General features: G+C 64.6%; 23 protein-coding genes. 11 read left to right on the plus strand and 12 right to left on the minus strand.

Features of this window, described 5'->3' with window-relative positions:
• Positions 1–425 precede the first annotated feature (425 nt).
• The 3 genes from ACNJYB_RS04350 to ACNJYB_RS04360 are packed head-to-tail and all read left to right on the plus strand — an operon-like array spanning position 426 to position 2,346.
• Positions 426–1,637 carry an OpgC domain-containing protein gene (locus tag ACNJYB_RS04350; RefSeq protein ID WP_439372859.1) on the plus strand — a complete coding sequence of 404 codons (1,212 nt, stop codon included), beginning with the start codon at positions 426–428 and terminating at the stop codon, positions 1,635–1,637.
• A gap of 46 nt (positions 1,638–1,683) precedes the next feature.
• Entirely contained in the window at positions 1,684–2,172 is a 489-nt protein-coding gene (locus ACNJYB_RS04355) for a DUF2059 domain-containing protein (RefSeq protein WP_439372860.1), read from the plus strand.
• A 39-nt stretch (positions 2,173–2,211) separates the two neighbouring features.
• Positions 2,212–2,346, plus strand: a complete 135-nt coding sequence (locus tag ACNJYB_RS04360; protein ID WP_439372861.1) for a zinc-binding dehydrogenase — start codon at positions 2,212–2,214, stop codon at positions 2,344–2,346.
• Positions 2,347–2,358: 12 nt separating this feature from the next.
• Here the strand turns inward: ACNJYB_RS04360 and ACNJYB_RS04365 are convergent, their stop codons facing one another.
• A complete protein-coding gene (locus ACNJYB_RS04365) occupies positions 2,359–3,552 on the minus strand; it encodes an MFS transporter (protein WP_439372862.1) in 1,194 nt (397 codons plus the stop codon).
• A 180-nt stretch (positions 3,553–3,732) separates the two neighbouring features.
• On the opposite strand from ACNJYB_RS04365, the gene ACNJYB_RS04370 reads away from it, so the two are divergent.
• The 3 genes from ACNJYB_RS04370 (at position 3,733) to ACNJYB_RS04380 (ending at position 6,677) form a co-directional block, all read left to right on the plus strand.
• Positions 3,733–4,536, plus strand: a complete 804-nt coding sequence (locus ACNJYB_RS04370; protein ID WP_439372863.1) for an MBL fold metallo-hydrolase — start codon at positions 3,733–3,735, stop codon at positions 4,534–4,536.
• Between the two features lie 164 nt (positions 4,537–4,700).
• Positions 4,701–5,714 carry an alpha/beta fold hydrolase gene (locus tag ACNJYB_RS04375; RefSeq protein ID WP_439372864.1) on the plus strand — a complete coding sequence of 338 codons (1,014 nt, stop codon included), beginning with the start codon at positions 4,701–4,703 and terminating at the stop codon, positions 5,712–5,714.
• 15 nt (positions 5,715–5,729) lie between these two features.
• Positions 5,730–6,677, plus strand: a complete 948-nt coding sequence (locus ACNJYB_RS04380) for a fatty acid desaturase (protein WP_439372865.1) — start codon at positions 5,730–5,732, stop codon at positions 6,675–6,677.
• A gap of 69 nt (positions 6,678–6,746) precedes the next feature.
• Here the strand turns inward: ACNJYB_RS04380 and ACNJYB_RS04385 are convergent, their stop codons facing one another.
• Positions 6,747–6,989, minus strand: coding sequence for a hypothetical protein (locus tag ACNJYB_RS04385; RefSeq protein WP_439372866.1), 243 nt, complete (start codon positions 6,987–6,989; stop codon positions 6,747–6,749).
• 137 nt (positions 6,990–7,126) lie between these two features.
• Positions 7,127–8,107 (minus strand): helix-turn-helix transcriptional regulator, encoded by a 981-nt coding sequence (locus ACNJYB_RS04390; protein WP_439372867.1) that lies wholly within the window; start codon positions 8,105–8,107, stop codon positions 7,127–7,129.
• An 86-nt stretch (positions 8,108–8,193) separates the two neighbouring features.
• Here ACNJYB_RS04390 and ACNJYB_RS04395 point away from each other — a divergent pair, with 86 nt between their 5' ends.
• The gene (locus ACNJYB_RS04395) at positions 8,194–8,838 is read left to right on the plus strand and encodes a glutathione S-transferase family protein (protein WP_439372868.1); all 645 of its coding nucleotides are present in this window, start codon (positions 8,194–8,196) and stop codon (positions 8,836–8,838) included.
• Between the two features lie 83 nt (positions 8,839–8,921).
• Here ACNJYB_RS04395 and ACNJYB_RS04400 read toward each other — a convergent pair whose 3' ends face one another.
• From ACNJYB_RS04400 to ACNJYB_RS04415, 4 genes are all read right to left on the minus strand, one after another.
• On the minus strand, positions 8,922–9,707 hold the full coding sequence (locus ACNJYB_RS04400; RefSeq protein ID WP_439372869.1) for an enoyl-CoA hydratase/isomerase family protein: 786 nt from the start codon (positions 9,705–9,707) through the stop codon (positions 8,922–8,924).
• A 12-nt stretch (positions 9,708–9,719) separates the two neighbouring features.
• Positions 9,720–10,826: a cyclic nucleotide-gated ion channel gene (locus ACNJYB_RS04405; RefSeq protein ID WP_439372870.1), complete on the minus strand. Its 1,107-nt coding sequence runs from the start codon at positions 10,824–10,826 to the stop codon at positions 9,720–9,722.
• 148 nt (positions 10,827–10,974) lie between these two features.
• Positions 10,975–11,193 carry a hypothetical protein gene (locus tag ACNJYB_RS04410; RefSeq protein ID WP_439372871.1) on the minus strand — a complete coding sequence of 73 codons (219 nt, stop codon included), beginning with the start codon at positions 11,191–11,193 and terminating at the stop codon, positions 10,975–10,977.
• Between the two features lie 316 nt (positions 11,194–11,509).
• A complete protein-coding gene (locus ACNJYB_RS04415) occupies positions 11,510–12,955 on the minus strand; it encodes a TAXI family TRAP transporter solute-binding subunit (protein WP_439372872.1) in 1,446 nt (481 codons plus the stop codon).
• Positions 12,956–13,360: 405 nt separating this feature from the next.
• Here ACNJYB_RS04415 and ACNJYB_RS04420 point away from each other — a divergent pair, with 405 nt between their 5' ends.
• Entirely contained in the window at positions 13,361–13,708 is a 348-nt protein-coding gene (locus ACNJYB_RS04420) for a DUF3307 domain-containing protein (protein WP_439375462.1), read from the plus strand.
• 258 nt (positions 13,709–13,966) lie between these two features.
• Positions 13,967–14,365: a hypothetical protein gene (locus tag ACNJYB_RS04425; protein WP_439372873.1), complete on the plus strand. Its 399-nt coding sequence runs from the start codon at positions 13,967–13,969 to the stop codon at positions 14,363–14,365.
• On the opposite strand, the gene ACNJYB_RS04430 is transcribed toward ACNJYB_RS04425, so the two are convergent.
• Complete coding sequence (locus ACNJYB_RS04430; protein ID WP_439372874.1) at positions 14,362–14,676, minus strand: YkgJ family cysteine cluster protein; 315 nt, start codon at positions 14,674–14,676, stop codon at positions 14,362–14,364. The genes ACNJYB_RS04425 and ACNJYB_RS04430 overlap by 4 nt on opposite strands.
• A 5-nt stretch (positions 14,677–14,681) precedes the next feature.
• On the minus strand, positions 14,682–15,380 hold the full coding sequence (locus tag ACNJYB_RS04435) for a helix-turn-helix transcriptional regulator (RefSeq protein ID WP_018643314.1): 699 nt from the start codon (positions 15,378–15,380) through the stop codon (positions 14,682–14,684).
• 113 nt (positions 15,381–15,493) lie between these two features.
• Between ACNJYB_RS04435 and ACNJYB_RS04440 the strand changes: the two genes are divergently transcribed.
• Both ACNJYB_RS04440 and ACNJYB_RS04445 read left to right on the plus strand, forming a co-directional pair.
• Positions 15,494–15,769, plus strand: coding sequence for a hypothetical protein (locus ACNJYB_RS04440; RefSeq protein WP_439372875.1), 276 nt, complete (start codon positions 15,494–15,496; stop codon positions 15,767–15,769).
• A gap of 35 nt (positions 15,770–15,804) precedes the next feature.
• Complete coding sequence (locus ACNJYB_RS04445) at positions 15,805–16,533, plus strand: glutathione S-transferase family protein (protein WP_439372876.1); 729 nt, start codon at positions 15,805–15,807, stop codon at positions 16,531–16,533.
• Between the two features lie 189 nt (positions 16,534–16,722).
• On the opposite strand, the gene ACNJYB_RS04450 is transcribed toward ACNJYB_RS04445, so the two are convergent.
• The 3 genes from ACNJYB_RS04450 to ACNJYB_RS04460 all read right to left on the minus strand — a co-directional run bounded on the left by ACNJYB_RS04450 (position 16,723) and on the right by ACNJYB_RS04460 (position 19,145).
• The gene (locus ACNJYB_RS04450; RefSeq protein ID WP_439372877.1) at positions 16,723–17,874 is read right to left on the minus strand and encodes an ABC transporter substrate-binding protein; all 1,152 of its coding nucleotides are present in this window, start codon (positions 17,872–17,874) and stop codon (positions 16,723–16,725) included.
• 79 nt (positions 17,875–17,953) lie between these two features.
• Positions 17,954–18,373, minus strand: coding sequence for an acyl-CoA thioesterase (locus tag ACNJYB_RS04455; RefSeq protein ID WP_439372878.1), 420 nt, complete (start codon positions 18,371–18,373; stop codon positions 17,954–17,956).
• Positions 18,374–18,383: 10 nt separating this feature from the next.
• Entirely contained in the window at positions 18,384–19,145 is a 762-nt protein-coding gene (locus ACNJYB_RS04460; RefSeq protein WP_271583899.1) for an SDR family NAD(P)-dependent oxidoreductase, read from the minus strand.
• Positions 19,146–19,216 lie beyond the last annotated feature (71 nt).

The raw sequence follows: 19,216 nt of genomic DNA on the forward strand, positions 1-19,216 counted from the left end.
TCGCCTCAGCGGCGCGCGGCCGCTGCAGCAGAAGGCCGGGGCGACGCTGAACGAGATGCTCGCCCGCGGCGACGCGCTGACCTGACCTTCGGCGTTCAACGGTTTGGCGTGCGATCATACCGCCACACCGTTATTTTCGCTCGAGGAGCGTCTTTTATTTCATAATCAAATCAATGGTTTATTCTTAAGAATCTACTGTGCATGGGGTTGTTTTCGATATTTTCGTCAGCCGGTCGCCGCTTCGGCGCGGTCCGGCGGTGGCCGGCGCCGTCGCGGGCGAACAAAGTCCCTTGCGCGGACACAGAGGTCGGCTACCGTGGGCGGGCAGCTGTCCATCGGGTCAGGGTGACCTTTTGATTTGCATTTTTTAGCATTCCATTTCGCCGGCGCCGCCACGGCGCGACGCCCACCGGAAGAGGGGGGCCATGATTACAAAGGACCAGTCAGCACTCCATGCGCCGATCGAGCGCGACCTGCGGCTCGATCTGTTCCGTGGCATCGGGTTGTGGATGATCTTCCTCGACCACATCCCGCACGACGTCGTGGCCTGGCTGACCTTGCGCAATTACGGCTTCAGCGATGCCGCCGAGTTCTTCGTCTTCATCTCCGGCTACCTGGTCGGCTGGATCTACGGGCCGATCGTCGCGGGCGGCTGGTTTCTCGCCGCGCTCAAGCGGTTGTGGCGGCGGGCGGCCGAACTGTATGTCGCCCACATCATGCTGTTCCTGCTGTTCACCGCGCAGATCGCGCGCACCGTGCGACGCTTCGACAATCCGATGTACGAGCACGAGTTCAACGTGTTCAATTTCCTGTCGCATCCGGACGAGTTGATCGGCCAGGCGATCCTTCTGAAATACAAGCCGGTCAATCTCGACGTGCTGCCGCTCTACATCACGCTGGTGTTGGCCTCACCCTTCATCGTCTGGTTTCTGGTGCGCCGGCCCAACCTGACGCTCGCCGGCTCCGTCGTGCTCTATGTGCTGTCGCGCTGGTTCGACTGGAACATCGCCTCCTATCCGCCCGGCACGAAATGGTACTTCAACCCGTTCTGCTGGCAGCTGATGTTCGTGTTCGCAGCCTGGTGCGGTATCGGCCAGATCGAGACGATTGCGAAATGGGTCTGGTCCAGGACGACGATGGCGCTCGCGGCGGCGTGGCTGGTGTTCGCGCTGCTGATCGTGATGACCTGGCACATCCACGCGCTCGAGGCCCTGATCCCGAAATGGATGATCAAGCTGATCTACCCGATCGACAAGACCGACCTCGACATGCTGCGGTTCACGCATTTCCTGGCGCTGGCGATCTGGGTGACCTATTTCATCTCGCGCAAATGGCGGGCGCTGCATAGATCCTGGCTGCGGCCGGTCATCCTCTGCGGCCAGCATTCGTTGCCGATTTTCTGCCTCGGTGTGTTCCTGTCGTTCTCCGCGCACTGGATCCTGACGCAATACACAAAGGGCGTCTGGGAGCAGTTCGCCGTCTCCATCGCCGGCATCGTCATCATGGTCGGCGCGGCCTGGCTGCTTGGTCGGGCCGAGCGCGTGCCGAACCTGTTCGTGAAGGTGACGGAGATCGAGCAGCCGGAGCTGGCTGCCGAGAGCGGCGCAAGCGCAACCGTCGCCCCTGCGAGCCGCTGAAGTATCGCGCGCCTGCTTCTCACGGACAGGTCCAACGGAGAGCTCAATGTCCAGACGTTTGTTGACGATCGCCGGCATTCTCCTGTTTCTCGTCTGCGACGCAGCGGCACAGGCGCCGTCGCCCGAGGCGATGAGCGTGGCGCGCAAGCTCGTCGTCACCTTGAAGATTCCCGACCAGTATCGCGCCTTGCTGCCACAGCTTCTGCTCAAGCTGCGGCCCGTGGTCTCCCAGGACAGGCCGGAGATCGAGCGCGACTACGATGCAGTGACGGCGCCCGGCTCGGAGATCTATGCTCCGTTCGTTGCGTCCATAGTCGAGCAGATCGCGGCGCTCTATGCCCAAACTTTCACGGTGGACGAGCTGCGCCAGATCGACAGCTTCTACGCCGAACCGGCGGGCCGAAAGCTCCTGGAGAAGTCGGATGCGCTGGCGCAGGCGAGCGGGCAGATCAGCCAGGACGTCAGCCAGAAGGCCGCAGACGAATTGAAGCAGCGTCTCATCGAGGCGCTGCGTCAGAAGGGGCACAAGCTTTGAGGTTCGTCCCGGGGCGATCGGCACGAAGCTTTCGAGGGGATGACCGCCGCGGTCGGTGGCAACGGCATGAAGCCGGTAATCGATCGCGTGTTCGGCTTCGACGCATTGCCCAATGCGCTGCGGCTGATGCAGCAGGGCGGCCATTTCGGCAACATCGTGGTGGAATTTTCCTGAGGTCTGTTCGTCTCAATACTTCTTCACCGCTGCTCCGAACGCCAGCCAAAGCGCGGTCGACGCGAGGCCAAAGCTGCCGAGCAGGAGGAAGGTCGGACCGTAGCCGATCCATTGCGCGATCCAGCCGCCGAGCGCGGGACTGAGGCTGCCGCCGACACCCTGCACCGTGATCACCGCACCCTGGCCTAGATTGATGCGGCCGGTGCCGTTGAGCGAACGCGCGATCATGCCGGGGACGGCGACCGTTTGCAGTCCGGTGCCGATGCCGTCGAGCACCTGCATCGGCACGACGCCCCACCATCCCGTGACGAAGAAGGCGAGCACGCCGCGGACCGGCAAGAACATGAAGGAGACCAGGATCACCGGCCAGTAGTTGCGCTTGCCCGCGACCTGCATCGCGATGAGCGAGGTCACGATCATCACGCCTTGCGCGATCACGACAGTGGTCGCGACGAAGCTCGGTCCGTTGGCCTGTCCCTCGGCCACGGCCGCAAGCCCGTAGAGCGGCACGATCGCCGCATTGCCGAGATGGAATAGCGCCAGCGCCAGCACCAGAAGCGGCTTGTGCTTGAGGAGGACGGACATGCCGTCCGGAGGAGCCTTGCTGTCGTCTTCCCGGCTGCCGCGTGCAGCCCGATCATCGATCGATTTCGCCGGGATCATCAGCACGCAGGCGATCGCGATGGCGCCGAACACGGCCGCCAGCACGAACACGGAGACGTAGCCGAAGTTGTAGCCGAGATAGCCCGACAGTGCCGCGCCGACCATGTTGCCGGCGTGGTTGAAGGCCTGGTTGCGTCCGTTCAGCGCGTTGAAGCCCTTTTGCCTGGCAATGCCGAGCGTGATGCCGGTGACCGCCGGAACGATGGCGGCGCTCGCCAGCGATTGCGCGACCTGGGAGAACGTCACCGCCCAGAAATTTTGCGAAATGAGGATGATCGCGGAGGCCGCGACCACGCAGATGCCGGGAATGACGACCCACATGCGCTTGTTGCGGCTCGCATCGATGAAGCCGCCGATCGGCGTCGTGATCAGCATGCCGGCGATGTTGCCGATCGTCATGGCGGTGCCGATCAGCCCGCTCGCCCAGCCGCGCTCCTGCAGGAACACGCCAACGAAGGGGCCGATGCCGGACTGCATGTCGGCCATGAAGAAATTGACTGCAAACAGCGGCCAGGTGCGGGTTGCTGGGGGGCGCGATGTCATCGAGACGCTGAAATGTTCCTGCCGTCGAGTAGGTCTCGTGCAAAAGCCGATCGTGATGACCGGCCAATTGCGCCGGCATGGACCAGAACGTAACCTGCGATAATAGCGTTGGTTCCTAACCGCTTGCCTCGGCGGGACGATGTCGCGTCACGCCTTTCCGGCTTCTATCGGATCCTGACCATGCCCCTCTGGACCTGCGAAACCTGCGGAGCGCAATTCTCGGACAGCAGACGACCGCCCGAATGTTGTCCGATCTGCGAGGACGAGCGGCAATTCGTGAACTGGAAGGGACAGACCTTCCTGACGCGCGAGGCGCTGGCGGAAGGTCACCGCGTGGTCTGGCGCGACGATCTCGGCCTCACCGGTCTCGGGCTCGAGCCGGGCTTTGCCATCGGCCAGCGCGCGCTGCTGGTGCCGCTCAGCGACGGCTGCATGATGTGGGACTGCGTGCCGCTGGCGACGCCGGAGGCGATCGCTCATGTCCGCGCGCTCGGCGGACTGAAGGCGATCGCGATCTCGCATCCGCATTATTATGGCGCGCTCGCCGACTGGAGCGATGCCTTCGGCGGTGTGCCGGTCTATCTGCACGCGGACGATGGCCAATGGGTGACGCGGCCACATTCAAGGATCGTGCACTGGACCGGCGATCAGCACCGCATGTCCGACGATGTTCTGCTGCTGCGCACCGGCGGCCATTTCGCCGGCGCCACCATGCTGCACTGGGCACGCGGCGCGGAGGGCAGGGGCGCGCTGCTGACCGGAGACATCGCGCAGGTGACGATGGACCGCCGCTTCGTCAGCTTCATGTACTCCTACCCGAACTACATGCCGCTCAACGCAGCTGCGGTGTGGCGGATCGCCGATGCCGTCGAGCCGCTCGCCTTCGATCGCATTTATGGCGCCTGGTGGGGACGCAACATCGCCAGCGGCGCCAAGGCCGCGTTCGCGGCATCGGTGGCGCGATATCTCGCGGCCATCGCCTGAAACCGGCGCCGCCGACCGGATTCATCTTGCTGATTTGGAATAAATGTACTAAAGGTACAGTTATTGAGCGGGGCGCGATGGCTGCATCTGCGGGCCGGCACAATCGATGCATCGGCGTTTCCGCGGCGCGTTGTGGAGCCGCGTGACCGAGGATGAGACGCAAAATGGCTGAGCGCGACTACGAGATCTTCGAGGCCGGCGACGTCGCGCTCCAGTCCGGCGCCGTCGTCCCGAGACTGAAGCTCGCCTACAAGACTTACGGCACGCTGAGTCCGGCCAGGGACAACGTCATCCTCTATCCCACGTCCTTCAGCGCGCAGCACTTTGACACCGAGTGGCTGATCGGGCGCGATGGCGTGCTTGACCCCTCGCGCTATTTCATCGTCATCCCGAATCTGTTCGGCAACGGCCTGTCATCGTCGCCATCGAATTCCGCCGCGCCGTTTCCGCAAGTCACCTATCACGACGCCATCGCCGTCCAGCATCGCCTTCTCGCCGAGCGCTTCGGCATCACCAAGCTCGCGCTGGTCTATGGCTGGTCGATGGGCGGCATGCAGGCCTATCACTGGGCGGCGCTGCATCCTGACATGGTCGAGCGCGCCGCGGTCGTCTGCGGCAGCGCGCGTTGCGCGCCCTACAACTATGTCTTCCTGGAAGGCGTAAAGGCGGCGCTGACCGGCGATCCCGCTTTCCAGCATGGCCGTTTCGTCGAAAGGCCCGTCGCCGGCTATCGTGCCATGGGGCGCGTCTATGCCGGCTGGGCGATGTCGCACGGCTTCTATCGCGACGAGCTCTGGCGCGAGGCCGGATTCACCTCGCTTGAGGATTATCTCGTCCGGGCCTGGGACCGGACCTTCGCCCGGCGCGATGCCAACGATCTGCTGTCACAGATCGGCATCTGGCAGCGCGGCGACATCAGCCGTTGCGAGGCTTTCGGCGGCGATCTCGATCGCGCGCTCGCGGCAATCACGGCGCATATGCTGCTGATTCCGGGCGCGACCGATCGCTATTTCGACGTCCGCGACAACGAGGATGAGCTCGGCAAGCTGGTCAACGCAAAGTCGGCCGTGCTGCATCCGATCCCGTCGCTGCACGGCCATCGTGCCGGCAATCCCGTCAACAATTCGCGCGACCAGGCCTTCATCAAGGCCGAGATCGCAGCGCTCCTCGCCAAGTAGCACAGGCATCCGATCATGACCGACGCGACCGTTTCAGAGCCTGGGCATCGCCTGAAGCCGCTGAGCCCGGCGATGCTGCGCGAATTGTCGGTGCGCTCGAACCTCAGGGGGGCGGCGCAAAGCCTCGGCCATTACGGCGTGATCGCGCTCGTCGGCACTCTGATCTGGTTGGTGACCTCGCGCTACGGCGCGCTCTCGGCGCTGCCGCTGATGGCAGTGCAGGGCTATGTCGTCGCCTTCCTGTTCATGGCGGTGCACGAGACCGCGCACAAGACCGCGTTCCGAAGCCGCGGCTTCAATCTCGCGGTCGGCTATCTCTCGGCCTTCATCATCGGATTGCCGTACGAATATTACTGCCTGTTCCACTGGGACCATCATCGCTACACCCAGGATCCGGAGAACGATCCCGAGCTGATCGTCGGGGTGAAGCCCACGTCGGACACCCAACTCGCGATCGCCTATAGCGGCGTGCTCCAGGTCGCCGGCCGTCTTCGGCTGATGCTCGGCCATGCCGTCACCGGCAAGGTCGTCGTGCCCTGGATCCCCGAAAACAAGCGCGCCACCATCGTGGGCGAGGCGCGCGGCTATGTCGCGCTCTACGCACTGTTGCTCGCGCTGGCGCTGTGGTTCGCCTCAGTGCTGCTGATCTGGGTCTGGATCGTGCCGCTCGTGATCGGGCAGTTCTTCCTGCGGCCCTATCTCTATGCCGAGCACACCGGTTGCGACCGTACCCGCAGCGCCTTTCAGAACACCCGCACCACCTATACCGCCGCCATCGTCAAATGGTTCGCGTGGAACATGCCCTACCATGTCGAGCACCACGCCTACCCGTCGATTCCGTTTCACGCCCTGCCGAAGCTGAACGAGATCGTCGACGGCGAGATCGTCCATCGCGGGGGTGGTTACATCCAAACGACGCGCGAGACCTGGGCCTGGCTTCGCCGGCAGCGGCAAACCGGCTGACGAACAGCTTGCATAAACGCAAAAACTCCAGCCGCGAAGCGACCGGAGCTTTGTCGTAAGAGCGAGATATCAGTAAATCCCGTAGGCGCAGACGTTCACGACCCGGACGCGCAGGCCGTGACGGGTCTGGACGACGCGCTCCTGGTAGCAATTGCTGACGCCGCTATTGACGTAGATGCCGCCATAACCCCAGCCCGGGCCCCAGCCATGACCCCAATGATGGAAGCCGTGAGCCGAAGCGGCGGTGGGCGCGAGAGCGGCAGCGCCGAGCGAGCCGGCGGCGATCAGACCAAGAGCAAGCTTACCAAACATCTTCATTCTCCAATGTGGCGCGAAGCCGTTGTTGTGTCCCTGCATCTCGGTCGGGTTGAGCCGCGAATGCGTTCACGGCGGTGCTTGAGAATCGTGTTTCAGGATTGTTTCGTCCGCTGCGGAAAGGCGCGCCGCCGTCAGGCTTTCCGCGCCGCCCCATAGCGCGCGGCCATGACCCGGGTCATCTCGGCCATCTTCTCGCGGAGGTCTGCGGGCTCCAGCACCTCGGCCTCGGGACCGAGCCGCAGCAATTCGGCTGCGGCGTGCCATGACGTCTTGCCGGTCGGCACCCGCGCGATGCGCCAGCCGTCCGCATCGGTGACATCTTCGATCTCCGTTCGCGCCTTGACGTAAGGCTGGCTCAAGGCGTCCAGCAGCTTGACGCCGAATGGCGACAGCCGGACGACCGCGACATTGGGATGCATCTCCGCTTCCAGGCGAAGTGTCGCGGCCTGCCAATATGCGGCGAGATCGAAATTGGCGGGACGCTCGAAGCGGTCGTCGAGCGCAGTACAGTCGAGCACGCGCGCGACGCGATAGGTCCGCACGCTGCCGTCGACCCGCCCGGCGAGATACCAGCTGCCGCCCTTGAGCACGAGGCCGAGCGGGGCGACACGGCGCTGCTTCTCCGAGCGCCAGCTCCGATAGCGGATTTTGATCAGCGTCCCGCGCAGCACAGCGCCCGCGACGGTGCGAAGATGGGTTGGCTCCTCCGCCTCGCCGAACCAGCCGGGCGCATCCAGGTGAAAGCGCTCCTGCATGCGGCCGGCGTCTTCGCGCAAGTTCGCGGGCAGCGCCGCCATCAGCTTGTTCTGCGCGGCGATCATTGCCGCGTCCAGCCCCAGCGCCGCCGCCGGCCCCGGAAGTCCCGCGAGGAACAGCGCGCCGGCTTCGCTCTGCGACAGGCCGTTGAGCCGGACGCGATAGCCGTCGAGCAGACGATAGCCGCCCTCCGCGCCGCGGTCGGCATAGACAGGGACGCCGGAGGCCGCGAGCGCGTCGATGTCGCGATAGATCGTGCGCACCGAGACCTCGCAGGCCTCCGCGAGCTCGGGCGCGGTGACCTGTCCCCGGGCCTGGAGAGTGGTGAGGATCGACAGCATCCGGCTCGCGCGCATGCTTTCTTAAAACATACCTGACACAGGATGTCAGGTATGGATCGGTAAAAGATGCGCCTCGCCAGACGGCACCCGAGGAGCCCGCCATGATCGATTCGAAGCGCATCACGCTGTATTATTCGCCACAAACACGCGCCACCGGCACGCGGGTGCTGCTGGAGGAATTGGGGGCGCCCTACGATCTCCATGTCCTCAACATGAAGGCCGGCGAACAGCGTCAGCCGGCCTATCTCGCCCTCAATCCGCTCGGCAAGGTGCCGGCGGTCCGCCACGGCGAGGCGCTGGTGACCGAGCAGGTGGCGATCACGATCTATCTCGCCGATCTGTTTCCGCAAGCGGGCCTCACGCCCGCGCTGAACGATCCGCTGCGCGGCCCATATTTGCGCTGGATCGCCTATTACGGCGCCTCGTTCGAACCGGCCCTGATCGACAAGTTCATGCACCGCGAGCCGGCGCCGATCACGCAATCGCCCTATGCCGACTACGACACCATGCTCGGTGCGCTGGAGGCGCAGCTGTCGAAGTGCCCGTATCTGCTCGGAGAGCGGATGACGGCTGCGGACGTGCTGTGGGGCGTCGCCTTCAGCTGGACCATGATGTTCGGCATCGTGCCGAAGAAGGACGTGTTCGTCCGTTATGCCGAGCGCATGACCGCGCGCCCGGCATTCCAGCGCATCACTGCGGCCGATGAGGAGATGGCGGCGCAGCATGCCAAGGCGGCTGGGGTCTGAGCCGGCGCCTCAATCTCCGCTGTGGTCCCGGACAAGCGTAAGCGCGGATTGGGCGCGCTTGTCCGGGACGACGGCGGGGCGATTCAAAACCGCGGCTCACGCTTCTCCGCGAACGCCTTGATGCCTTCCTTGATCTCGTCGCCGCGCATGCTGTCGCGGTGGCGCCGGTCGGCGGCCTGCTCGTCGAGCTCGCCGCGCGCGAACTCGTTGATCGCGCGCTTCATGCCGCGCATCGCCTGCGGGGCGTTGCCGGCGAGGATATTGGCGAGCCTGTCGACCTCCTCGTCAAGCGTCTCTTCCGGCACCATGGCGGTGAGATAGCCGATGCGTAGCATCTCCGGGGCGCTGATCTTCTGCGCGGTCAAGAACAGCTTCTTGGCATTGTCGACGCCGAGCCGGGTGACGTAGCGTTTGATCCCGCTCGGGTAATAATGCAGCCCCAGTCGCGCCGCCGGCATGAACATCTCGGCGGTGTCGACGCCGATGCGGAAATCGCAGGCGAGCGCGAGGTCGGTCGAGCCGCCATAGACGCCGCCGTTGAGCCGGCAGATGGTCGGGACACCCAGGTCCTCGAGACGGTTGACGACCACTGCGAAGGCCGAGCCCGCGCTCTGCTGCTCGTTCGCGCTCACCGCGCGCTCGGCGACCGAGTTGAGGTCATAGCCGGCGGAGAACGCGCGGCCCGTGCCGGTCAGCACCAGCACGCGGATGGCGGGATCTGCCTCGACACGGTCGAACAGTTTCAGCAGTTCGCCGAGATCCTCGGCCTGGAGCCGGTTGAGATGCTTCGGTCGGTTGAGGCGGATGGTGGCGCGTGCGCCCGCGATGTCGAGCACAGGGCTTGAGGCCGCGTCGGCGGTATCCGACATTCTTGTCTCCTTTCATTTGTTCTCGAGCGCGCGCCGTTTGGCCTCGGCATCGATGGTCTCGGCGAGATCGGGATGCCGCGCCATCAGCACGCGGAAATCGACGAGGTCGAGCACCAGCAGCCGCGACACCTTCGTGGTCGAGACGTTGGCGCCCCGCATGTTGTTGCCGAGCAATGCCATCTCGCCGAAGAAGGCGCCTTCGCCGAGCTGCACCTTCTTGCCCGGCAGGTCGACCTCGACCTCGCCGGCGGCGATGAAATACATGCAGTCGCCCTGCGTGCCCTTGCGGATGATCATGGTGCGCGCCGGCAGCTCCATGGTGCGCAGCATGTGGGTGACGTCGGCGATGGCGGCAGGTCCGAGCGCGGCGAAGAACGGCACCTTGCTGACGGATTCCCAGGTCTTGAGGAAATTGTCGCGGCGGGTCTCCGCAGCAAAGCCGGTCGCCAAGATACCGGTCCAGAGGCCGAACACGCCGAGGCCGGAGATCATCACCAGCGCCGCCACGATGCGACCCAGCGGAGTGACCGGCACGACGTCGCCGTAGCCCGTCGTGGTGAGGGTTACGACCGCCCACCACAAAGCGTCCGGGACGCTGCCGAACGTCTGCGGCTGCACGTCCCGCTCCAGGAAATATTCGGCGACGGAGGCGAGGAAGACCACCATCAGGAAGATCACGAGCACGCTGACCAGCGGTCCCGATTCCAGCACCAGCACGCGGCGGAGCTGACGCAGGCCGGGAATGCCCGGCACCACCTTCAGCCCCCAGAGCACGCTGAGCAGCCAGGCCGTCTTCGGCTCGACGCCGAGAACCAGCGCGGCCGGCACGGCCAGCGCCCCGACCGCGTCGACGATGCCGGCCGAGGAGGACATGTAAAGCGCAAGGCGCCCCGTTCGCGCCATGTGGCGCAGCCGGACCACCCATTCGAACACGAAATAGACGAGACAGGCCCAGAGCAGGCCGTGGACCCAGCCGCGCGCCTCATTGGCGCGGTTATCCGTCAGCAGCACCATGCTGAGCACACCGACGCCGACGGCCACATAGGCCGCCTTGGTCATGTTGCGGCCGGCCGTGGCGGCCGCAAACTGGGCCAGAGCGGAGATCAGCGGCTTGAACATGCAGGAAGGCGGCTCGTCTTGGTTCTTGGGCCCCGGCTGGGATCCCGGCGCCAAAGTGCCCGCCCGCGCCAAGGCCGTCAACGACGGGCGCGGGCGGCAGCATCGTCGAATCGGGGAGCGAAGGCGGGGACGGCGGCCGGCCGAGTCGCTACCTGAAATGCGGCGGCTCGTCGTAGCCGCGGCGGCTGCTGAAGAACAGCAGGACCATCAGGCCGATGCCGACGATCACGGAAAATCCTGCCCCCAGGGCGAGGGCCACATAGCCTTCCGTCGGGATCGGCTCGCCCTCGACCGCCATCGCGGAATAAGCGAAATAGCCGACCGCCCCGAGCATTCCCAGGAGGAAGATCATGAGGAGGATACGCATGGTGCGTTTCTCGGGTTGTATCTGATAGCCAACGGTTGCGGATTGGGCCGGTTCCTGGCGGCCGGCCCTTGATGAGAGGGGCCCCTTCGACAGTTCCGGGCTTGGTGGCCGCGCATTGCTTATGCCGCCTCGGCGGCGGTCCGCGCGCGCCTCGTCCCTCGAGACGACCGCTCCGCGGTCTCCTCATCAGGATGAGGCTAAGCCCCACCGGTATCGTCCCTGCCGCGTACTCCGCCCTCATCCTGAGGAGCCCGCCAAAGCGGGCGTCTCGAAGGATGGCGGCAGGGAAAATCCGCCCGGCCCTCGAGGGCTGCCATCAAGCGCTCTGCGCGGTCTTCACCACCACGACATTGCTGTCGTCGTGCGAGGGCCCTGCGGCGTCGCGGCCGGCCTTGTCGGCTTCGCCGGCGTGGCGCTTGAGATAGTCGCGGCGCATGCCGATCTCGTCGCGGACGAATTCGTAGCCGAGCTTGAAGGTGTCGAGTCCGTCGGTGCTGATCGTACCGTCTCTGAGCCCGATAACGGCGCCGCGTAAGATGCCTTCCAGCTCGTCCTGCAGACATTCGAGCTGGTCCAGCGAATGGGCGTGCTCGATGCGCTCGCCGATGTCGAGAATGGCGGTGGAGAGTTCGCTGGCCTTCTCCGGCGCGATCCTCGTGATCTTGGCGTAGATCGCGGCGAAGATCGAGCCGATGACGCTGAGCGCGGCGGCGCCCAGATACATCAAGTCGCTGTACTTATCCATGAACGACTTGGTGTCGTCGTTGATGTAGTCGGCCGCACCCTGATGCGCCATCACGAAGGCGTCCTTCTCGACGGAGGCCGGCTCGATCCTGCTGGCGAAGCCGTTGTCGAGCCCGAGGGCGGACTTGTTCTCGTAGATGGTGCGTGCCAGTTCGCCCGCCGTGGTCACCGACATCCGGGATTGCGTGACCAGCAGCCATTCGAGCCCGATGGTCTCGAGATCGTCGTCGGGAATTTCTGGCGAGGCCGACAGCGTTCCTGCCGTCAGCGTCTCCTCGGAAATGCCGGGGAATTTGCGGGCCAGCGCCTTGGCTTGGTCGATCGCGTTGAGGGTGAAGCCGCCGCGTTTGGCGACCTGCTCATAGCTCTTGTCCCGCACCGCTTTCGAAGCGTGGACGATGGCGATCACCGCACCGAGGCCGTTTGCCGGCGCAAACAGCTTGTCGAGCGTTGCGCCCTGCGGCGCCAGCTGGACCTTTGCGGCATCAAGCCCGTCGGGAATGTCGAGGATGCCGCGGACGAAGGCGAGAGAGGATTCGTTCTCGGCGAGGACCGCAACCTTCTTCTTCTTCAGCTCGGCGAGCGATTTGATCTTCTTGTTGCCGGGACCGAGCAGGAGCACGAGGTCGTGCTCGAGGATCGCAAGCGTGCGCGCCCGCAGCGGCACCTTGGCATCGGTGCGCAGCACGGCGAGGTCGGCCTGCCTGCGGTCGAACTGCGCGAGCGCCTTGGCGTTGTCGGGATTGTTGACGATCTTGATCCGGAAGCGGGAGGCGTTTTTTTTCATCACCGTGGCGAGCTTGGTAGCGAACAGCGCCTCTTCGCTGTTGGGGGCGCCGACGGCAAAGGTCAGCGTCTCCGAACTGTGCAGCAGGGCACGGCCGCCCCAGACGGTGGCAAGCGACAGCAGCAGGGTCAGCACGATGTAAAGCAGCACCTGCTGCTGATTGGTCTTGATCACCTTGGCACGCCGCGGCGGCGGCTCGGTCGGGGACGAGGTCGGGCCTTCAGTACTCATGGCAGCACTCTTGGCCTTATTTTTCGGCGGTGGGCGGCTCGCTCTTGTGAGCGATGCGGATGCCCCGTAATTCGTAAACGCCTGAAAAGAGAACGATATTCTCTGCCACCGATGATAGCGCGCCGATACCGGAATGCAAATTTCGAGCCGCAGGTAACCTTACTCGGCGCGGGAGCAGCGATTGGTCATCCTATCGCCAATTAGCCACAGTTTACGATTTTCCGGTTCCCCCCGGCTGCATTCCGCCGCGGCAGATGTCATAAATTATCCGTCCCGGCGATTTGGCCGGTCCAAGAAGAAGCTGCGCTGAACGCTCCAATCTTTCTTGTCACGTCAATGAGGGCGTCAGCTTTGTCGTTTCCATCCCTGTCATCGGCGGTTCCGGTCGAAGCGCTCATTGGCTGGATGCTGTTGCTCACCTTCAAGCACATCATCGCCGATTTCGTCCTCCAGACGGCCTGGATGGCGCATGGCAAGGACCAGAAGCACGGCTGGGCCCTGCCACTGCTGGTGCATTGCCTGGTCCACCTTGCGGTGGCACTGCCGCTGATCGTGATCGTCGCGCCGAAATTCTGGTTCGTGGCCTTCATCGACTTCGTGATCCACATCACGATCGATCGCGCCAAGGGCTTCGTTTCCGCCAATTTCGGGGTCGACCTTGCGCATCCCTGGTTCTGGACCCTGATCGGCATCGACCAGGCGCTGCACCACCTGACCGGCTTCGGTCTCTCCATCTTCATGGCGGCGAACTGAGGGGGCCACGGCTGGCTGCTCGGCCTTCATGGTTCGAGACGCGCCGTTGAGGGTCGGGCATTTCACCAAGAGCCAGGGCCTCATCCTGAGGGCCCGCCGAAGGCGGGCGTCTCGCAGGACGGCCGCAGGGAAGCTGCCGGCCGGACCCTTCTGATTCGTGGCCAGGGCGCAAGGGAGCCCCGGGTGACTACCGCCCGGCGTGGTTAACCTTTCATTAGAGAATTGCGCTGCATCTTCCCGACACGAGGGAGAACTGCAATGTTTTCAAGCCGCGACGCCTTTGAAAGCGATTTCTGCCCGGTTCGCGACGAGCTCCTTGGCGAGATGTATCGCGCCAGCGAGAGTGGCCTGCCGAGGCTGGTTGAGAGTGTTTCCCCTGACGCGCGCGCCAGGCTGGCGCTGTTCTGCTACCGACGCAGCCATCTGCACTCGCTGGCGGTCGCGATCGCAGCGAGCTGCAGGGAGCGCGACCTGATCGACAACGGCGGCCGCGTCGGCTCGACGCTCTACGCACTCTCGCGTGAGAGATCGGTCAAATCGTCGCCATCGCTGTCGGGTGGCCGCAAGCCGATCACGCTGTCGACCAAGCCATTGTCGGTGCTCGCACCACTCGATGACGAGATCGACGACGAGATCAGCGAAGCCGTCCCGGCCTAAATCGGTTCGATCGCAGCAAGCTTGAACTTCCGCCGCGCCATCGCGCATTCGGCATCGCCCGGCATGCAGGTGCGGCACACCTCCGGTCGCACCTCATAGATGCCGCAGGCGGTCGCTTGTCCGATCTCTCCCTGCAACGCCGCGCAGCGATCGCCCTCGCAGCGCATGCCGGACTGGCGGTCGTTGACCAACACCTCCGGAATCGCCGCAAGCTCCTCGTCGCTCTCGATCGAGAAGCGCGGCCAGTTCTGCGAATAGCCGCAGCAGGCGCCGCAGCTCTGGCAGCAGCTCGACAGATCTGTCTCTTGCATCTCGCTCACGTGTCCTTCGGCGGGCCCCAGACCAGGCTCTGCCGCCATTTCGCGCGCAGCACGTCGCGCCTTTCAGGATATCTCTCGTCGAGATAGGTTGCGTCCACCACGCGGTCCGTGCGGAAGCTGCGGAAATCGCTGCGCAGCTCGCACCAGGCCGCGAGCAGGCGCACGGCTTCGAGATAGCCGACAGAGATCGGCCAGATCATGCGTTCGCTGGCTCGGCCCTGCTCGTCGCGATAGCGCAGCATGATCTTCTTGCCCTCGTGGATCTGGGTGCGCGTGCGCACCATGTCGAGGCGATCAGGCTCCCTGTTCCAGCTCGGCCGCGCCCGGCTCGCCGGCTCCAGCACGAAGGGACGCAGGCGCTCGGGGACAGTGTCGGCGATCTTGGCCATCAGGTCTTCGGCCGCGCGCGCCAGCGCCGAATCGGCATGGCCCGCAACCCATTGCGCGCCCAGCACCGCCGCCTCGATCTCGTCGGGCGTCAGCATCAAAGGCGGCAGGTCAAAACCCTTTTCCAGGATGTAGCCCATGCCCGCCTCGCCGCGGATCGGCACGCGCTGGCCGATCAGCGTCGCGATATCGCGGTAGATCGTGCGCTTGGAGGTCTCGAGCTCGGCCGCGATCGCGTCCGCCGTCAGCGGCTTACGCGTGCGCCGGAGCACCTGGATGATCTGAAACAGCCGGTCGGCACGTCTCATGACAATTCTCTTCTCGAACGACGGATCAGAAATCGGCGCATGGCTGCTGACAGGATGTTGGCAGCAGGGGGCTTCTATACCGGGACAACACGTCGACTGAAGAGGGTTTGTCCATGATCACTCCAATCCATCTCGGCCTGGCCGGTCCGCTGTGGCGGGCGCAGCAATGGCAGGACCAAATGTTGCGGGCTTGGGCGTTTGGCCGCCTCGTTTCGCTCGATCTCATGGCCGTCGATCTCCGATTTGCACTGGCAAGCGTGGTGGCACGCTCGCTGACCCAGGCCGCGGACGCGCTGGTCCGTCACTTCATGGGCCGCGCCTGGCAGGGGGCCCGTTTCGCAGAAGATATCACGGCTGCTGCCACCATGGTGGCAGCAGCCCGTCACTAGGTTCCGTCAAACTTGGCAGGTTCAGGAGAGCTTTCATGATCACGCTTTACGGCTTTGGCACCGGCTTCGGCCTGCCGGAAATCAGCCCCTTCGTCACCAAGACGGAGGTGCAGCTCAAGATGGCGGGACTGCCGTACCGGAAGGAGCGCGCGATGCCGCCCGCTTCGCCCAAGGGGCAATTGCCGTTCATCGACGATGGCGGCGAGGCTGTGGCCGATTCCACCTTCATCCGAGCCCATATCGAGCGCCGCTACGGTTTCGACTTCGACGCCGGCCTCTCCTTGGCCGAGCGCGCGCAGGCCTGGGCGTTCGAGCGGATGATCGAGCATCATGTCTATTGGGCCCTGGTCGGCGCGCGCTGGGTTGATCCGGTCAATTTCGCCAAGGGCCCTGCGCATTTCTTCGACGGCGCGCCGGAGCACAACCGCGAAAAGCTGCGCGAGGACGCACAGTTCCGCGTCGCCGAGAATTATCTGCTCTCCGGCCTCGGCCGCCATGCGCCTGATGACGACATCGACCTCGCCGTCCGCTCGCTGTTCGCACTTTCGGTGCAGCTCGGCGACAAGGCATATCTGATGGGCAACAAGCCCTGCGGCGTCGATGCGACCGCCTTCGGCGCCCTCGCAGGGATCTTGACGCCGTTCTTCGAATCCGGGCTGCGGCAGCGGGCCGAGGGATTTCCGAACCTCACGGCGTATGTCGACCGCATGATGGACAGCTACTATCCGGAGTTCGCCTGGACCCCGCTGCGGCAAGCGGCGTGAGTCTGCTGCAATGAAGCTCCTCTCGCGCTCCGAAGGAGGTCCGTTCCCTCCCCCACAAGGGGGGAGGGAACGGAGAGAGCGGTGATGTTGGCTTAATTGCTTCGACTTCGCGCTCGCTGATATTCAAGCCAAAAACAAAAGAGCCGGCCCATCGGGCCGGCTCTCGTCTTTTCGCAACCGCTGTCTGCCTTACTTCACCAGCGTGTACTTGCCGTTCTTCACGGTGAGCAGGATGCGCGAGCGCTCGTCGAGGCCGTAGCGGTCCTTTTCGGTGAAGTTGTAGACGCCCTGGCTCGCCGCCAGCTCCTTCTCCGTCAGCAAGGCCTGACGGATCGCCTCGCGGAATTCCGGAGTGCCGGGTTTTGCGGTTTTCAGCGCGGTCGGGATGACGCGCTTCAGGATCTCGAACGCATCGTAGGAATGACCGGCGAACTGGCTGCGGCTGTTCGGGCCGTATTTGGCTTCATAGGCCGTGTTGAGCGCGAGGCCGGGCTTCTTGGTGGCGGCTTCGTCCGGCTGGTCCTCGGGGTCCATGACGGGGCCTGATGCCATCAGCACGCCCTCGGCCGCTTTGCCGGCGATGCGGATGAAGTCCATGCTGGCGGCACCGTGGGTCTGGTAGATCAGGCCCTGATAGCCGCGCTCGCGCAGCTCGGTTTGCGGCAGCGCTGCCGCGGTGCCGGAGGCGCCGACCAGGATCGCGTCGGGATTGGCCGCGACGAGCTTGAGCACCTGTCCGGTCACCGACGTATCGGGACGGGCGAACCGCTCCTCGTCGACGATGGTCATGCCCATCGGCACGGCCTGGGCCTTCAAATCGTTGAACCAGAGGTCGCCGTAGGAGTCGGAATAGCCGATATAGCCGAGGGTCTTGATGCCCTTCGACTTCATGTGATCGTACAGCACCTTGCCGACGATCGGGATCGGCTGCGGCATCGCCACCGACCACTTCATGCGCTCCGGCGTGATCGGGAAGGGGGCCAGACCGAAGTGCGGAATGCCGGCTTCGTTGGCGACGTTGGAGACCGCGATCGTCGGCGGCGTCAGCGCCGAGCCCATGATGATGTCGGCCTTGGATTCGGTGACGAAGCGGCGGGCATTGGTGGTCGCGGTGGTGGGATCGCCGCCGTCGTCGAGCACGATCACCTTCAGCGGCACGCCGCCGATCTCCTTCGGCACGAATTCCAGCGCGTTGCGCTCGGGAATGCCGAGGGCGGCGCCCGGGCCGGTCGTGGTCGTGGTGATGCCGATGGTGATTTCGCTGGTCTGGGCCAGCGCGGGCAGCGCCGGCAGGGCGAGCGTCGCCGCGGCAATGGCGGCGGTCAGGTAAAAGCGTTTCATCTATTCCTCCCTTGACGTGTTTTCTCTGAAAGCAGAAATCAATCGTGAATTCAGCTCCGTCTTTTGGTGATGCGGCGATTTAGCTTCCCGTGAATTTGGCGATCATCTCCGCCGGAAACGGTGCCGATTTCAGCTTGTCGGGGTTGGCAGGATCGCGGCCGACCAGGACGCGGGTCTCGAACCCCTCGATCGCCAGCGAGTCCCCCTTGTAGACGTTGTGCTTCACCTCGAAGCTCGAGCGCTTGATGCTCTCGATCCTCGTCTCGATGGTGATCCAGTCGCCATAGGTCGAGGGGATGTAGAACTTGGCCCGCGTGTCGACCATGGGGGTGCCCACCAGGCCGTATTTGCGGACCAGGTCCTGCTTGGAGAATCCTGCGACCTCGAACAGGGTCGAGGTCGAATCGTCGAACATCGCGAAATAGCGCGGGTAATAGACGATGTTGGCGGGGTCGCAATCGCCCCACTGGATCTGGACCTCGCGCCGGTTCACGAACATGCGTGGCGCCTTATTTCGGCGCCATGCGCAGCGAGCCGTCGAGGCGCACGACTTCGCCGTTCAGATATGCGTTCTCGACCATGTGCAGCGCGAGCGCGGCGAACTCGTCGGCCTGGCCGAGCCGGCGCGGGAAGGGGATCGCTGCGGCGAGCGAGTCCTGGGCTTCCTGCGGCAGGTTCGCCAGCAGCGGCGTCAGGAACAGGCCGGGCGCAATGGTCAGCACGCGCACGCCGAACTGCGCGAGCTCGCGCGCGATCGGCAGCGTCATGCCGACGATGCCGCCCTTGGAGGCCGAATAGGCCGACTGGCCGATCTGGCCGTCATAGGCGGCGACGGAGGCGGTGTTGATGATGACGCCGCGCTCGCCGGTCGCCTGCGGCTCGAGCTTGGACATCTCGGTCGCGGCGAGGCGCAGCATGTTGAAGGTGCCGATCAGGTTGACCTTGATCACCTTGTCGAAATCGGCGAGTGCCATCGGGCCGTCGCGGCCGACGACGCGCTTGGCAACGCCGATGCCGGCGCAATTGACCAGCACGCGGGCCGGGCCATGGGCCTTGGTCGCCTGCGCGATCGCAGCTTCGGCCGAAGCGGCGTCGGAGACGTCGCAGGTCACGGCCACGCCCTTGATCTCGGCGGCAACGGTTTCCGCAAGCTTGGCATTGAGGTCGCAGACCGCGACCCTGGCGCCCTGCGCCGCCAGTTTTCGCGCGGTGGCAGCGCCAAGTCCTGATGCGCCGCCGGTGACAATGGCTGCCTGATCCTTCAACAACATGGCGTTCTCCTTTGGCGATTTTAATTCAGACGCGATCGTATCCGAGCGCTCGGTGCGCTCCCTCGCCCCGC

Source organism: Bradyrhizobium sp. SMVTL-02, assembly GCF_051853005.1.
Taxonomy (GTDB): Bacteria; Pseudomonadota; Alphaproteobacteria; order Rhizobiales; family Xanthobacteraceae; genus Bradyrhizobium.

What these genes read in the sequence shown, in the direction of transcription:
- ACNJYB_RS04350 (WP_439372859.1), top strand. Translation starts at nt 426, where the DNA reads ATGATTACAAAGGACCAGTCAGCACTCCATGCGCCGATCGAGCGCGAC.
- ACNJYB_RS04355 (WP_439372860.1), top strand. Translation starts at nt 1,684, where the DNA reads ATGTCCAGACGTTTGTTGACGATCGCCGGCATTCTCCTGTTTCTCGTC.
- ACNJYB_RS04360 (WP_439372861.1), top strand. Translation starts at nt 2,212, where the DNA reads ATGACCGCCGCGGTCGGTGGCAACGGCATGAAGCCGGTAATCGATCGC.
- ACNJYB_RS04365 (WP_439372862.1), bottom strand. Translation starts at nt 3,552, where the DNA reads ATGACATCGCGCCCCCCAGCAACCCGCACCTGGCCGCTGTTTGCAGTC.
- ACNJYB_RS04370 (WP_439372863.1), top strand. Translation starts at nt 3,733, where the DNA reads ATGCCCCTCTGGACCTGCGAAACCTGCGGAGCGCAATTCTCGGACAGC.
- ACNJYB_RS04375 (WP_439372864.1), top strand. Translation starts at nt 4,701, where the DNA reads ATGGCTGAGCGCGACTACGAGATCTTCGAGGCCGGCGACGTCGCGCTC.
- ACNJYB_RS04380 (WP_439372865.1), top strand. Translation starts at nt 5,730, where the DNA reads ATGACCGACGCGACCGTTTCAGAGCCTGGGCATCGCCTGAAGCCGCTG.
- ACNJYB_RS04385 (WP_439372866.1), bottom strand. Translation starts at nt 6,989, where the DNA reads ATGTTTGGTAAGCTTGCTCTTGGTCTGATCGCCGCCGGCTCGCTCGGC.
- ACNJYB_RS04390 (WP_439372867.1), bottom strand. Translation starts at nt 8,107, where the DNA reads ATGCGCGCGAGCCGGATGCTGTCGATCCTCACCACTCTCCAGGCCCGG.
- ACNJYB_RS04395 (WP_439372868.1), top strand. Translation starts at nt 8,194, where the DNA reads ATGATCGATTCGAAGCGCATCACGCTGTATTATTCGCCACAAACACGC.
- ACNJYB_RS04400 (WP_439372869.1), bottom strand. Translation starts at nt 9,707, where the DNA reads ATGTCGGATACCGCCGACGCGGCCTCAAGCCCTGTGCTCGACATCGCG.
- ACNJYB_RS04405 (WP_439372870.1), bottom strand. Translation starts at nt 10,826, where the DNA reads ATGTTCAAGCCGCTGATCTCCGCTCTGGCCCAGTTTGCGGCCGCCACG.
- ACNJYB_RS04410 (WP_439372871.1), bottom strand. Translation starts at nt 11,193, where the DNA reads ATGCGTATCCTCCTCATGATCTTCCTCCTGGGAATGCTCGGGGCGGTC.
- ACNJYB_RS04415 (WP_439372872.1), bottom strand. Translation starts at nt 12,955, where the DNA reads ATGAGTACTGAAGGCCCGACCTCGTCCCCGACCGAGCCGCCGCCGCGG.
- ACNJYB_RS04420 (WP_439375462.1), top strand. Translation starts at nt 13,361, where the DNA reads ATGCTGTTGCTCACCTTCAAGCACATCATCGCCGATTTCGTCCTCCAG.
- ACNJYB_RS04425 (WP_439372873.1), top strand. Translation starts at nt 13,967, where the DNA reads ATGTTTTCAAGCCGCGACGCCTTTGAAAGCGATTTCTGCCCGGTTCGC.
- ACNJYB_RS04430 (WP_439372874.1), bottom strand. Translation starts at nt 14,676, where the DNA reads ATGCAAGAGACAGATCTGTCGAGCTGCTGCCAGAGCTGCGGCGCCTGC.
- ACNJYB_RS04435 (WP_018643314.1), bottom strand. Translation starts at nt 15,380, where the DNA reads ATGAGACGTGCCGACCGGCTGTTTCAGATCATCCAGGTGCTCCGGCGC.
- ACNJYB_RS04440 (WP_439372875.1), top strand. Translation starts at nt 15,494, where the DNA reads ATGATCACTCCAATCCATCTCGGCCTGGCCGGTCCGCTGTGGCGGGCG.
- ACNJYB_RS04445 (WP_439372876.1), top strand. Translation starts at nt 15,805, where the DNA reads ATGATCACGCTTTACGGCTTTGGCACCGGCTTCGGCCTGCCGGAAATC.
- ACNJYB_RS04450 (WP_439372877.1), bottom strand. Translation starts at nt 17,874, where the DNA reads ATGAAACGCTTTTACCTGACCGCCGCCATTGCCGCGGCGACGCTCGCC.
- ACNJYB_RS04455 (WP_439372878.1), bottom strand. Translation starts at nt 18,373, where the DNA reads ATGTTCGTGAACCGGCGCGAGGTCCAGATCCAGTGGGGCGATTGCGAC.
- ACNJYB_RS04460 (WP_271583899.1), bottom strand. Translation starts at nt 19,145, where the DNA reads ATGTTGTTGAAGGATCAGGCAGCCATTGTCACCGGCGGCGCATCAGGA.